13 protein-coding genes are annotated in these 13,617 nt (G+C 68.3%); 4 read left to right on the top strand and 9 right to left on the bottom strand.

Annotation, left to right across the window (positions count from 1 at the left end; genetic code table 11):
* From I0Q12_RS34365 to I0Q12_RS29955, 8 genes are all read right to left on the bottom strand, one after another.
* Positions 1-504 (bottom strand): Ig-like domain-containing protein (locus I0Q12_RS34365; RefSeq protein WP_231611726.1); only part of this gene is annotated, 504 nt, incomplete at its 3' end.
* Positions 505-659: 155 nt separating this feature from the next.
* Complete coding sequence (locus tag I0Q12_RS29985; protein WP_197257445.1) at positions 660-2,339, bottom strand: 4Fe-4S binding protein; 1,680 nt, start codon at positions 2,337-2,339, stop codon at positions 660-662.
* A gap of 149 nt (positions 2,340-2,488) precedes the next feature.
* Positions 2,489-2,713 carry a dodecin gene (locus tag I0Q12_RS29980; protein WP_197257443.1) on the bottom strand — a complete coding sequence of 75 codons (225 nt, stop codon included), beginning with the start codon at positions 2,711-2,713 and terminating at the stop codon, positions 2,489-2,491.
* A 191-nt stretch (positions 2,714-2,904) separates the two neighbouring features.
* Positions 2,905-4,110: a serine hydrolase domain-containing protein gene (locus I0Q12_RS29975; protein ID WP_197257618.1), complete on the bottom strand. Its 1,206-nt coding sequence runs from the start codon at positions 4,108-4,110 to the stop codon at positions 2,905-2,907.
* Positions 4,111-4,209: 99 nt separating this feature from the next.
* On the bottom strand, positions 4,210-4,731 hold the full coding sequence (locus tag I0Q12_RS29970) for a DUF6764 family protein (RefSeq protein WP_197257441.1): 522 nt from the start codon (positions 4,729-4,731) through the stop codon (positions 4,210-4,212).
* 127 nt (positions 4,732-4,858) lie between these two features.
* Positions 4,859-5,920, bottom strand: a complete 1,062-nt coding sequence (locus I0Q12_RS29965; protein ID WP_197257439.1) for a DNA polymerase domain-containing protein — start codon at positions 5,918-5,920, stop codon at positions 4,859-4,861.
* A 2-nt stretch (positions 5,921-5,922) separates the two neighbouring features.
* Positions 5,923-6,987, bottom strand: a complete 1,065-nt coding sequence (locus I0Q12_RS29960; protein ID WP_197257437.1) for an ATP-dependent DNA ligase — start codon at positions 6,985-6,987, stop codon at positions 5,923-5,925.
* 103 nt (positions 6,988-7,090) lie between these two features.
* A complete protein-coding gene (locus tag I0Q12_RS29955; protein ID WP_197257435.1) occupies positions 7,091-8,251 on the bottom strand; it encodes a magnesium and cobalt transport protein CorA in 1,161 nt (386 codons plus the stop codon).
* Positions 8,252-8,556: 305 nt separating this feature from the next.
* On the opposite strand from I0Q12_RS29955, the gene I0Q12_RS29950 reads away from it, so the two are divergent.
* On the top strand, positions 8,557-9,237 hold the full coding sequence (locus I0Q12_RS29950; protein WP_197257434.1) for a 3'-5' exonuclease: 681 nt from the start codon (positions 8,557-8,559) through the stop codon (positions 9,235-9,237).
* Positions 9,238-9,250: 13 nt separating this feature from the next.
* Here I0Q12_RS29950 and I0Q12_RS29945 read toward each other — a convergent pair whose 3' ends face one another.
* On the bottom strand, positions 9,251-10,138 hold the full coding sequence (locus tag I0Q12_RS29945) for a LuxR C-terminal-related transcriptional regulator (protein ID WP_197257433.1): 888 nt from the start codon (positions 10,136-10,138) through the stop codon (positions 9,251-9,253).
* Between the two features lie 150 nt (positions 10,139-10,288).
* Here I0Q12_RS29945 and I0Q12_RS29940 point away from each other — a divergent pair, with 150 nt between their 5' ends.
* The 3 genes from I0Q12_RS29940 to I0Q12_RS29930 all read left to right on the top strand — a co-directional run.
* Positions 10,289-11,905, top strand: a complete 1,617-nt coding sequence (locus I0Q12_RS29940; RefSeq protein WP_197257432.1) for an acyl--CoA ligase family protein — start codon at positions 10,289-10,291, stop codon at positions 11,903-11,905.
* 19 nt (positions 11,906-11,924) lie between these two features.
* Complete coding sequence (locus I0Q12_RS29935; RefSeq protein WP_197257431.1) at positions 11,925-12,644, top strand: TetR family transcriptional regulator; 720 nt, start codon at positions 11,925-11,927, stop codon at positions 12,642-12,644.
* 187 nt (positions 12,645-12,831) lie between these two features.
* Positions 12,832-13,617, top strand: a 786-nt coding sequence (locus tag I0Q12_RS29930; RefSeq protein ID WP_231611725.1) for an acyl-CoA dehydrogenase family protein, incomplete at its 3' end; no start/stop codon positions are given.

Below are 13,617 nucleotides of genomic sequence, written 5' to 3'. Positions count from 1 at the left end.
CACGGTGATCTGCGCGTCACCGATCGTGAACGACGAGTGGGTGTCGCCGGCGGCGACCGTGACCTGCGTGTGGGCGGGCCAGAACTCGAACGGACGCCACCGCACCTGGCGATCGGAGGCCCAGTAGAAGTGGCCGCCGACGGCGGGGCTGGTCGTGATCGAGATGGCGCGCTCCGCGGCCGCGCGGTCGCTGATCGGCTCGTTGAAGCGGATGATGATCGGCTGGGCGACACCGACCGTCTCACCGTGGGTCGGGTTCACCGACGGCGCCGAGAACGGCGCCACCACGGGAGCCGGCGGCGCCGTGGGCACCTGCCCGCCCAGTCCGGGGAAGACCTCTTGAATGCTCGGCAGCTCCGGGCCCCCGGGCCACAGCGGCGCTGCGCCGGCGGGACCGACGAGCGTGAGTGTGGCGGCGGTGGTACCGATCAGTGCGGTGGCAACTCGCCCGGACCATCGTCCGGCCCGGTTCCCACCGGTCACCCGAACCTGCTTCAAGGACATGCTCCAACCCATCGTGTAGACCGTGCGCTGCCTCTCTGCCTGCCCCGATCGCAGCGCTTCGTGCCCACCCATTAGACACAGCGCCATGCCGGACCGCCAATCGAGCGGCCCGGCTCACACTCGCTTTTCGGTGCGTTCGTGCAGGTCGGAGGGTGTCAGGATTCCAGCCGCGAGGCCTCGAGCATCTCGGCGACGGACACGAACTTCTGCCGTGCCTTCCCCGCTGCAGCACCACGGGAACGTTCCTGCTTGTCGATCCTCTGCCAACCGCTGTAGTCGACGAACCCGGGCCGGCGCTCGGCGACGAGCGTCGCGAGCTTCTCCCGGTCCTCGGCCGGGGTGGCGAGCCGGCCGGCGACGAAGTCGTCGATGAGCCGCTCGACGGTCTGCGCCGAGCACTGCTTGTTGGTTCCGATCACACCGCTCGGGCCACGCTTGATCCAGCCGGCGGTGTAGACGCCCGTGAGCGGCTCCCCGGTCTGCGGGTCGACGACGCGACCCTCCTTGTTGGGGATCACGCCGCGACGCTCGTCGAAGGGAAGATCCGCCAGCGGCGTGCCGCGGTAGCCGATCGACCGGAGCACCAGACCGGTTTCGATCGTCTCGCGTTCACCGGTGGGCCGGGCCTCGAGGCGTCCGTCGACCTCGACGAGTTCGTTGCGTTCGAGGGTGATCGACTCGACCTTGCCGTCGCCGTTGATCTCCACCGGCGAGGCGAGGTAGCGCAGCACGATGCGCTTGTTGCCCTCGGTGGGCGTGCGTCGTGCGAATCCTTCGGCCTGCTCGACCTTCAGGGCGATGCGCGGTTCGCAGTCGGGATCGTCGAGAAGCGCACGGCTGGCCGGATCGAGCTCGACCTCGGCGGGATCGACGATCACGTCGATGCCGCGAAGTTGCCCGAGCGCGAGCAGTTCCGGATTCGTGTAGGCGGCCTGGGCGGGACCACGACGGCCCACGATGACGACCTCGCGGATGTTCGAATTACGCAGGGCCTCCACGGCGTGGTCGGCCATGTCGGTGCGGGCGAAGATCTCCGGATCCATCACGAGTGCGCGGGCGACGTCGAGCGCGACGTTGCCGTTGCCGATGATCACCGCGCACTCGCCGGACAGGTCGAACTGCCGGTCCGCGTAGTCGGGGTGCCCGTTGTACCAGGAAACGAACTCCGTTGCGGCGTGCGAACCGGGCAGCTCCTCACCCGGGACGTCCAGATGCCGGTCCCCGGCGGCCCCGACCGCGTAGATCACGGCGTGGTGGTGGGCGAGCAGTTCGTCGTGGCTGATGTGGGTGCCGACCTCGACGTCGAAGTAGCACTGGGTGTTCTTGTGGCCGATGGCGCTGCGGAACAGGTCGCCGACCGCCTTGGTGCTCTTGTGATCCGGCGCGACACCCGCACGGACGAGACCGTACGGGGTGGGAAGCCGATCGAAGATGTCGACCTCGACGCGCGGGCGGGACGTCAGTTCCATCGCGGCGTAGCAGGCGGCAGGTCCGGACCCGACGATCGCGACCCGCAGGGTGCCGAGCTCGGCAGGAATCTTCCTGCGCTCACGCAGTTCCGGCCAGTCCGGGCCGATCGGGTACCGCTCGTAGTAGTCCGCGGCGATCTTCAGGTAGGGCTCGTGTTCGGCGGCCAGCTCGTTGTCCGCGGAGATGGCGTCGACCGGGCATTCGTCCACGCAGGCACCGCAGTCGATGCACGTTTCCGGATCGATGTAGAGCAGTTCGGTGGTGGCGAACTGCGGCTCGTCGGGTGTCGGGTGAATGCAGTTGACCGGACAGACCTCGACGCACGACGCATCGTTACAACACGCCTGGGTGATTACATAAGCCACGGGTATACCTGCCTGAGAGTGCCGGTGTGATACGACGTTTCACATCCAGACTATAACGTGTTGCAGTTATGGTCGAGAATTGCCGATCACCGGCGATGCGTAGGTTTCCCGAGGGGTTCCGGTGCGGAACCGGAAGCCGAACCCGCAGTCTAATCCGCGAACTCGTCGCCCGATTCGATCCGGAAACCGATCTTGAGGGTGACCTGCGTATGCGCGACCGCACCGTCGTCTATGTGGCCGCGCACGTTCACCACTTCGAACCATTCCAGGTGCCGCGTCGTTTCGGCGGCCCTTGCCACTGCTCTCGCGATGGCATCGTCGACACCTTCGGTCGACGACCCGACCACCTCGATGACTCGGTAGACATGGCTCATTGTGGTGCCTCCCTTTCATACCAGACACAGCACCTGTATCCAATAGTGCGAGTGCACCCCGGCCACCGTCTTCGAAACGCGCGAAACCACAAATGTCGCAAGGCGACAGCGCGCAATATCGCAACGCGACAGTGACCGAATTGTCCGCCCGCGAAGGGGCGGGACGGGAGCCCGGACGATGGGCCCGTGCGTCAGGCCTTCCGAGCCAATTCGCGCGCCACCGGACCGAGCCGCGCCAGACGCAGATCACCGAGCGGCATCGCACCGGCCCCGAGCCGATTGGTGGTGAACGCCAACGACAATCCGTTGTCGAGGTCCGCGAACGCACCCGACCCGCCGACGCCGTAGTGACCCAGTGCCCCACGCGGCCGCTCCCGGCTCGCGAACAACGGCTGGTGGTAACCCAGCCGCCAGGCCATCGGCACCCCGAGCACGTAGTCACGGCCACGCACCCGGACCTCGTTCATCGCCTCGATCGTCTCCGGCTTCAGGAAGCACACACCGTCGATCGTGCCGCCGGCCGCGATCGCGCCGTACATCCGTGCCAGGGACCGTGCCGTGAACACCCCGTTCCACCCGGGCATCACCGAGTCGTGCACGGCGGGGTTACGAACGAGATCGTCGAACCCGTCGGGCATCGCGGCCTCCGCCAGGCCGCGCGTCGGCGCGATCTTCGACAGCACCGACGCGCTGATCTCCCAATGGAGCCCGGCCGGGTTGATGCGGGGGAACAGCTTGGCGATCCGGTGCCGCTCCGAGGTCGGAACGCGATACCAGAAGTCGGGATTTCCGAGGGGTTCGGCGATCTCCCGCCGGACCACGTCCTCGAAGGGCAGTCCCGTTGCCCGCCGGACGATCTCCGCGACCAGCCACCCGTAGGTGACCGCGTGATAGCCGGTGCCCCGGAGACGGCGACGGGACGGGCGGGCAGCGGCGAGCGCGGCGACCGTCGTGTCGTAGTCGAGGATTCCGTCGCGGCCGGGAACCAGTCCCCGAACCCGGTGCAGACCGGCGCGGTGCGTCATCACGTCCGCGACGGTGATCGATTCCTTGCCGGCCGCGGCGAACTCCGGCCAGTACTGCGCGACCGGAGCGAAGTAGTCGATGATTCCACGTTCCGCGAGCCGGTGCACGACCGTCGAGGCCACGCCCTTGCCCGTCGAGAAGGACAGCGACATGGTGTCGCGGTTCCAGCGCCGGTCCGGACCCGACCACCCGGCCCAGATGTCCAGGACCTTCTCGCCGTGGAGGTAGGCGGACAGAGCGCCGCCGCCGTCCTGGGGCTGCCGGTACATCGCGAAGAAGCGGTCGGCGAGCGGCAGGAACCGCGGGTCCACATGCATCTCGGTCGGTGGCCGCTGGTCGGCCTCGTACTCGAGCTGGACATCCGTCAGCATCGTCATGGAACTCTCCCCATCCCGGCAATTCCGACAGACTATGTGTCGGATTGCATCCACGAAAGGGTTGATTCCGCTGAACGGAAGGGATAAAAGCGCTCAGGGTGCCGCGTATCGGAACGACTCGACGACGACACAGCTCCGGCCCGTCGTGAGATTCACCGCCGCCGCCGCCGAGCCCTCACACAGCATCGGATCGGCGCCGTCGCCGACATACGCCTGCGACTGCGGTCCGGCCAGTACGACCGCGGTCGCCGGATCGTCGAGAACGCCCAGGGCGAGGGCCCCGTCGCCGAAACCGAGCGCCGCGAGCTGTCCCCCGCGGCTCTCCCCCGCGCCGACCCCACCGGACAGGCCGGCCCCGACCACGAGCGCACCACCGCTGGCGTCCGCGAAGCCGACACCGCCGTCGGTGTAGCCCCACGCACCGCTGGTCGCATCCGTGTTGGCGCCGCACCCGGTGGTGCCCTCGATCTCGACGATCGATGCCGGGGTTCCCGGGGGCGCCGCGCACGTCAGAGCCTGCGCGGATGCGGCGGAAAGAAGGGGGACGGTGATGGCGGCGGCAACGACCGCGACCGCACCGCCGAGTGTGCGTAGTCGAATCCGGGGGCACGTCACCGCGGTAGTCCTCCTCGGAACCGGTCGGCGAGCTGTTCTCCCGAACAGTTTACGGAGGTTCCTACAGGTGCCGCTCACAGCAGAGGTAACAACCGGAACGCGATTTCGGGAACAGCAGGGATCGCGGTCATCCCCGCGCGCGGTCCTTCCGGTCGGTGTCGCGCGACGGCTGCACCCGCTTGGGTTCACCGGGCATCTTCGGATGCGTGGGCGGATACGGCAGATCACCGAGGCCGGCGGCCGCGTCACGCTCGGCCATCTCGAGCAACACGTCGAGCGTGTGCGCGGTGTCGTCGAGCCCGGCCATCGGGTCGCCGCGGCGGGCCACCAGATCCGGCACCGTCGCGATCGTGAAGTCGTCGGGATCCGCGTCGGCCAGCTCGTCCCAGGTCAACGGCGTCGACACCGTCGCGATCGGCGTGCGGCGCACCGAATACGCGGAGGCGATGGTCTTGTCGCGGGCGTTCTGGTTGTAGTCGAGGAAGATCCGCTCACCGCGTTCCTCCTTCCACCACGCGGTCGTCGCACGACCACCGCTGCGGCGTTCGATCTCGCGCATCAGTGCGATCCCGGCCCGGCGCACCCCGACGAAGTCCCAGTCGGGAACGATCCGCAGATACACGTGCAGACCACGGCCCCCGGACGTCTTCGGAAATCCGGTGAACCCCAGTTCGTCGAGCAGGGGCCGCACGACCTCGAGCGCGATCGCCCGCGCGTCATCGAAATCGGTGCCGGGTTGTGGGTCCAGGTCGATGCGCAATTCGTCGGGACGGTCGGCGTCGGAGCACCGCACGGCCCACGGATGGAACGTGACTGTGCCCAGGTTCGCCGCCCACACGATGTCCGCCGCGGACCGGACGTGCAACACGTCGGCCTTCCGTCCCGAGGGGAACGTGACCTCGCACGTGCCCACGTGGTCGGGATGCCGCGCGGGGACCCGCTTCTGGTAGATCTCCTCGCCCTCGATGCCGTCGGGGAACCGTTGCAGATGGGTGGGACGGTCCCGCAGTGCGGTCAGGAGCGGCGCGTCGCCGGTCGCGACGGTCCGGTAGTACTCGACGAGGTGCCGTTTCGTGCCACCGTCGGCGCCGAGCCGCGGGAAGTACACCTTGTCGGGATTCGACAGCCGCACGGCGGTGCCGTCGATGTCGAGTTCCTCCGCCGGGGACCGTTTGCTCGCGCCCGCCACGGTCAGCTTTCCGATCGGTCGAGAACGTCGGCCAGGTCGTACCGCACGGGAACCTCCAGTTGGTCGTAGGTGCAGCTCTTCGGATCACGGTCGGGACGCCAGCGCAGGAATCTCGCGGCGTGCCGGAAGCGAACGCCGCCCTCGACCGACCCTTCCATCTGGTCGTAGGCGACCTCGAGGACCCGCTCGGGGCGCAACGGCACCCAGCTGCGGTCGATCGCGGATCGCCACCGGGTCGGTTCGCCCTCGGCGACGACGTCGGCTCCCACGCGCAGCGGTTCGAGTTCGGCGAGGAGTTCCTGTCTGCGCTGCACGGTGAACGCCGACGCTCCGCCGACCATCACCAGCTCGCCGTCGTGGTACAGGCCCAGCAGCAACGATCCGACGCCCTCGATGCTCTTGTGCTTCCGGTATCCGGCGAGCACGCAGTCCGCGGTCCGCGAATGCTTGACCTTCACCATCTCCCGTTTGTCCGGGACGTAGAGCCCGTCGAGGCGTTTGGCGACCACCCCGTCGAGGCCGGCGCCCTCGAACTCCTCGAACCAGCGCTGCGCGGTCGCCGCGTCGCTGGTCGCGACGGTGACGTGGCAGCTCGGACCGTCACCGGCGATCTCCTGCAGCCGGGTCCGCCGGTCCCGGAAGGGCGTGTCCATGAGGTTCTCGTCGCCGATCGCGACGAGATCGAAGCCGACGAACTGCGCGGGTGTCTGCTCGGCCAGCAACGCGATGCGACTCGCGGCCGGGTGGATCCGCTCGGACAGCGACTGCCAGTCCAGCCGGGTACGCCCGTCACGTTCGAACGGCACGACGATCTCCCCGTCGACGACGCACCTGCGCGGCAGTTCCGCGCGCACGGCGTCGACCAGTTCCGGGAAGTACCGGGCCAGGTCCTTGCCTCCGCGGGACGCGAACACCACCTCGTCGCCGTCGCGGAACACGAGGGCCCGGAACCCGTCCCACTTCGGTTCGTAGGACCATTCGGCCGGGCCGTCGGACGGCTGCGAAGGCACCTCCGAGACCGCTTTCGCGAGCATCGGAGCGAGCGGCGGAGCCACGGGAAGATCCACCGCACCATGGTGGCATCCACCGGTCGAACCCGCCCTCCAATGAACCGAATTCGTGCGAATCCGGCTCCCCGCCGGCAACCGCGACCACCGGTTCGCCGGGGTGCTACAGCCAGCCGCGCCGGCGGAAGATCGCGAACAGGCTGCAGCAGGTGATCACCATCATCAGCAGCGCGAAGGGATATCCGCCGACCCAGTGGAGCTCCGGCATGTGGTCGAAGTTCATGCCGTACACGGTGCCGATCAGGGTGGGCGCGAACAGGATCGCCGCCCACGCCGACACCTTCTTGATCTCCTCGTTCTGCGCGTAGCTCGCCCGCGTCAGGTTCCGCATCTCCTCGTTCTGCACCTGCGAGACGAGGGTGGCGTTGACGGTCAGGATGTTGCCGAGCAGCTGCCGGAACCCGTCTACCTGCTCGACGACGGCGGTCGCGTGGTCCGTCACGTCCCGCAGGTACTTCTGCAGTTCCTCGTCGATGCGGTACTTGCCGAATCCGGCGGACAATCCGCTCAGCACGGCGAGCAGCGGCTTGGCTGCGCGCTGGAACTCGATGACCTCACGGGACAGCTCGTAGATGCGCCGCGACACCTTCGGGTCGCCGCTGAACACTTCCGTCTCGATCTCGTCGATGTCGTTCTGCAGACCCGCGACCACCGGTGCATAGCCGTCGACGACCGCGTCGAGGATCGCGTACAGCACCGCTTCCGGACCGCGCCGCAACAGCTCCGGGTCGTGTTCCATCCGGTTCCGGACGGCCGACAGATCGGGTGATTCGCTGTGCCGGACGGTGAGAACGAAGGTCGGGCCGACGAACACGTGCAGTTCCCCGAAGTCGACGCGTTCGGATTCGTCGACATATCGCGCGGCGCGCAACACCACGAACAACGTGTCGCCGTACCGTTCGAGCTTCGGGCGCTGATGCGCGACGATCGCGTCCTCGACCGCGAGTTCGTGGAACCCGAACTGCGCGGCCGCCTCGTGCAGCTGGGCGTCGCTGGGCCGGTACATCCCGATCCAGGCCATCGAACCGTCGCCCGGCAGGTGGTCGAGCGCGTCGGCGAGGGTCACGGGGGACGCCGTGCGCCGGCCGTCCCGGTACACCGCGCTGTCGACGATGCTGCTCTCGGCACGCGAGTCGGGTGAAGTCACCGGCACCGGGACGCGAGAGTGCGGCGAGACAGCGAAGTTCTCGCTCTCGCCGAAACCGCCGGAGGTGGGCACGGCGCGGCGCGGCAGAAGGGCACGGACAGGGCGGTTCCGGAACATGACGGCACGGCTTTCGCAGGACGGGATCGGCGGCGGGACCGTTCCCGCCCGGGTGTACGCGGACAGCAGCGCCGCGCACGATCACCGCGTGCCGGGGCTGCTGTCAGTCGGTACTGGGAGGCTGACTGCTCATCGGAGCACCACACCTCCTCTTCCTCGTCCGGCATGCGAGCCGGGGTCGACAACTTCGTGCAGCGTACGCCGCACCTCACCGCGAAGCCATTCGCCGAGGTTGTCGGTGCCACCGGACACAATGCCTCCAGCAGTACCGCTCACGGCACGACACCACGACGGAGGTCCCACGGATGATGCGCTGGCCCGACCGCCCGATCTGTGCGTTCGACCTCGAGACGACCGATCGGGATCCGCGGACCGCGCGCATCGTGTCGGCCTGTGTCGCAACGTTCGACGGCGATCGCATCGAGTCGAGAACGTGGCTGCTCGACCCCGGCATCCCGATACCGGACGAGACGGTCGCGATCCACGGGATCACCACGGAACGCGCCCGCGCCGAGGGGCAGGACTACGCGAGCGGATACGCGCAGATCCGGGAGGCGCTGTGCGAGTCCTGGGTGCGCGACCACATCGTCGTCGCGTTCAATGCGAGCTACGACCTGACGGTGATCGACGCGGAAGGTCGCCGGCTGGGGCTCGCCCCACTCGTGACGGGCACCGTCGTCGACCCCTATGTGATCGATCGGGAGATGGATCGGTCGCGGGAGGGGAAGCGCACGCTGCAGGCGGTGTGCGAGGCGTACGGGGTCGCGCTCTCCGCGGCGCACGAGGCCGAGGCGGACGCACTCGCCGCCGGGTTCCTCACCCGCGCGCTCGTCGAACGTTTCCCGCAACTCGCCGAGCTGGACATCATGGCCGATCAGGCGGCGTGGCACGCCGAGCGGCAGCGCAACTTCGCCGAGTATCTGCGGGAACTGGGCCGTGAGGCCACCGACGTCGACGGGGCCTGGCCGATCCGCGGCACAGCCTGACCCTGCGATTCGGTCACGGCAACAATCCCTGCCGACGCGCTTCGACGACGGCCTCGTGCCGGCTGTGCACCTCGAGCTTGCCCATCAAATTCCGCATGTAGCTCTTGACCGTCTCGAGGCTGAGCGACAGACGCTCGGCGATCTCCGCGTTGCGGCATCCCAGCGCGACGTAGCCGAGCACGTCGCGTTCGCGTTCGGACAGGTGCACCCGCGCGGCGGCCGGCGCCCGGACCGCGGTCAGGCTGCGGAGCTTCTCCCCGACCGCACGCAACTGTGCTTCCAGCGCCGGGTCGGATGTCTGCGCCGCGATCTCCCGCAGCGCCAGGTAGCTCTCGGTGATGCCCTCCGAGACCGACGCCGAGACTCCCGTCGATCCGGCGCCCGCGTCCCGTGCGTTCTCGAGGAGTTCGACTCGGCGATCCACCTCGTCCCGGATCTCGATCTCACGGGCCAGCGCCCGCGCACCGGCCATCACCTTCTCCGCGACCGTGTCGCCGATCGGCATGTTGACCCGGAGACCGCCGTAGAGCGTGGCGCGGGTACGCCCGCGCACGACGACGGGTGCGGCGAGCAGCGATTCGATGCCCTCACCCGCCACCTGCGGGTCGTAGTCGTGGGTGATGCGGTCGGAAGCGAAATAGTCGGCGATCGAGACCGGCCGCTGCTCGGCGATGGCCCGGCCCCCGACACCGCACTCGGAGCTGATGACGAGGTTGCGCAGGATGTTGCTGCGGGTCCCGACGAATCCGGACAGGGTCATGTCCCGGCCGTGGACGGCGCCGCCGAAGAGGACGGGCAGTCCGGTGGAGATCTGGAGCAGTCGCAGTTGGGCGCGCAGTGCGTCCTCGTCGCTGGGCCGGAGCCGGCCGATCGGCTGGGGATCGGTCCATGCGTTGGTCATCGACGAATCCTTCCGCCAGCAAACCGCTCGACTACCCACTTCAGAGGGTAGCGGGCCGTCGATCGTGGCCCATAACCTCCAGACCGACCGGTGTTGCTGCCATCACAGTTGCCCGCTTTTCCCGCTGAGCCCACGTCCCCGGAGGTCATCGTGTCCACGCCGACGGCGCATACCGCCAACCACTCCCCGCTCAGTCCGTTGCGGTTCCTGGAGCGGTCCGCGTCCGTGTTCCCGGATCGGGTCGCCATCGTGCACGGCGACCGTCGCTACTCGTACGCCGAGTTCGCCGCGGAGGCCCAGCGGTTCGCGCAGGCACTGCGCGCCCGCATCAAGCCCGGCGACCGTGTCGCGTTCCTGGCGCCGAACGTGCCGGAACTGCTGATCGCGCACTTCGCGGTACCGCTCGCCGGCGGTGTGCTCATCGCGCTCAATTCCCGGCTGGCCGGACCGGAACTCGAGTACATCCTGAACCACTCGGAGAGTTCGCTGCTCTTCGTCGATTCCGAGCTGGTCGGATCGGTCTCCGGGGTCGCGGCGAACGTGCCGTCCGTCGCCGACATCATCGAGGTGCCGGACTCGACGGTGCCCTGTCCGGACGTGCCCGCCGGGATCGTCACCGCTCGCTACGACGAGTTCCTCGCCTCCGCCGACACCGACGGCACGCCGCTGCCGTGGACCGTCGACGACGAACAGCAGGTCATCGCGATCAACTACACGTCGGGCACCACCGGCAAGCCCAAGGGCGTGATGTACACCCACCGCGGGGCGTACCTCAACTCGATGGGCGAGACCTTCCACAACGGGTTCGACGGCAAGACGAAGTACCTGTGGACGCTGCCGATGTTCCATTGCAACGGCTGGTGCACGCCGTGGGCGGTCACCGCGGCCGGCGGCACCCACATCTGCCTGCGGGCGGTGCGGGCCGACGCCGTGTGGGACGCCATCGACAACCTCGGCGTCACCAATCTGTGCGGTGCACCGGCGGTGTGCTCGACGATCGCGAACGCCGAGCAGGCACACGTCCTGGACCGGCCGCTGCGGATCACCACGGCCGGTGCGCCGCCGTCGCCGACGGTGATCGCGCAGCTCGACGCCATCGGGATCACCGTCGTGCACGTGTACGGGCTGACCGAGGTGTACGGGCCGTACACGATCTGTGAGTACCAGGAGTCGTGGGACGACAAGCCCGCCGAGGAGCGGGCGGCGCTGCTGTCGCGGCAGGGCGTGGGCATGCTGCAGGCGGAGAACGCCCGCGTGGTCGATTCGGAGATGAACGACGTGCCGGCGGACGGGCAGACGATGGGTGAGATCGTGCTGCGCGGCAACAACGTGATGCTCGGGTACTACAAGGACCCGGAGGCGACGGCCGAGGCATTCGCCGGCGGTTGGTTCCACACCGGCGACCTCGGCGTGATGTATCCCGACGGCTACATCCAGCTCAAGGACCGGGCGAAGGACATCATCATCTCGGGCGGCGAGAACATCTCGACGGTCGAGGTGGAGCAGGCGATCGTCAACCACCCGGCGGTGCTGGACGTCGCCGTCGTCGGGGTGCCGGACGAGAAGTGGGGCGAGCGGCCGCGGGCGTTCGTGATCCGCAAGCCGGGCGAATCCGTCACCGCCGAGGAGATCATCGCGCACGTGCGCGCGCAGCTCGCGGGGTACAAGGTGCCGCGTGACATCGTGTTCCCGCACGATCTGCCGCGCACGCCGACCGGCAAGATCCTCAAGTTCGAATTGCGGGCTTCGCAGGACGCTCAGGCGTGACCTTGGATAATCGACAACCATGACCTCCGGATCCGGTACCGCGCGACGTTCCGAGTCGGCGGGACCCGACCCTGCCCAGTTCCGGGTACACGTGGTCACGCAGGCCATCCGATTGTTCTCCGAGCACGGCTACGAGTCGACGACGGTCGAGCAGATCGCGTCGGCCGCCGGGGTGTCCCGGCGCACCTTCTTCCGGCAGTTCCGGTCGAAGGAGGACGTGATCTTCGCCGACCACGAGTCGCTGCTCGAGCAGGTCGCCGCCTATCTGTCGCGCGAGTTCGACGACCCGTGGGCGGCGACCTGCGACGCCGCGCAGCTGGTGTTCCGGCATTTCCGGGATCGCCGGGAACTCGCGGTGTGGCGGTATCGGGTGGTGCAGCGGGTTCCTGCGCTGCGCGACCGCGAGCTCGTCACCACCTATCGGTACGAGCGGTTGTTCACCGAATACCTGCGGTCCGCCGTGCCCGGTGAGAAGCCCATCCGCATCGTCAGTTACGCCGCGGCGATCACGTCGGCGCACAACTACCTGCTGCGGGCGATGATCCGCGGGGACGAGACCGCGACGGCCGAGGCGCTGGCACGCGAGCTGTTCGAGCTCCGGCTGACGTTCGGGGTGGTGCCCGGTATCGAGGCGCCGGCGGTGGACTCGGCACCGCGTGCCGTGACGGTTCTGACGTACCCGATCGGCACGTCCCCCGACGAGATCGCCGAGCAGGTCCGTCGCCAGCTCGGCGGCTGACCCCGCTCCTCCGTGCGTGCTTTCGGTAGCCCCCGCTACCGAAAGCACGCACGACACCCATTGACCTGGCACTCCGTGCCGTGTTTAGAATTGGGTGATTCCGTGACGTCGCGAGCCCGACTATCGAGAAAGGGCCGCGGATCCACCCTCACGAATGGCACCGCGTGCCGATAGGAGTTCCACCCTCATGGCTCTCAACGCCGATTTCGATCTGTTCAAGCTCAGCGACGAGCACGACGCCCTGCGTGAGGCCATCCGCGCGCTGTCCGAGAAGGAAATCGCCCCCTACGCCAAGGACGTCGACGAGAACTCCCGCTTCCCGCAGGAGGCCCTCGACGCCCTCAACAAGTCCGGCTTCAACGCGATCCACGTGCCCGAGCAGTTCGAGGGCCAGGGCGCCGATTCGATCGCCGCGTGCATCGTCATCGAAGAGGTAGCCCGCGTGTGTGGCTCCTCGTCGCTGATCCCCGCCGTCAACAAGCTCGGCACCATGGGCCTGATCCTGCGCGGCTCCGACGAGCTCAAGGCGAAGGTGCTGCCGGACATCGTCAACGGCGCGATGGCCTCCTACGCGCTGTCCGAGCGTGAGGCCGGCTCCGACGCCGCGTCGATGCGCACCCGCGCGAAGGCCGACGGCGACGACTGGATCCTCAACGGCTCCAAGTGCTGGATCACCAACGGCGGCAAGTCCACGTGGTACACGGTCATGGCCGTCACCGACCCGGAGAAGGGCGCCAACGGCATCTCGTCGTTCATGGTCCACAAGGACGACGAGGGCTTCGTCGTCGGCCCGAAGGAGAAGAAGCTCGGCATCAAGGGCTCCCCGACCGCCGAGCTGTACTTCGAGAACTGCCGCATCCCCGGCGACCGCATCGTCGGCGAGCCCGGCACCGGCTTCAAGACCGCGCTCGCGACCCTCGACCACACCCGCCCGACCATCGGCGCGCAGGCCGTCGGCCTCGCCCAGGGTGCG

The organism is Rhodococcus sp. CX (assembly GCF_015865005.1).
Classification (GTDB): domain Bacteria; phylum Actinomycetota; class Actinomycetes; order Mycobacteriales; family Mycobacteriaceae; genus Rhodococcus.
This window is presented reverse-complemented; position numbering and strand designations above follow the sequence as displayed.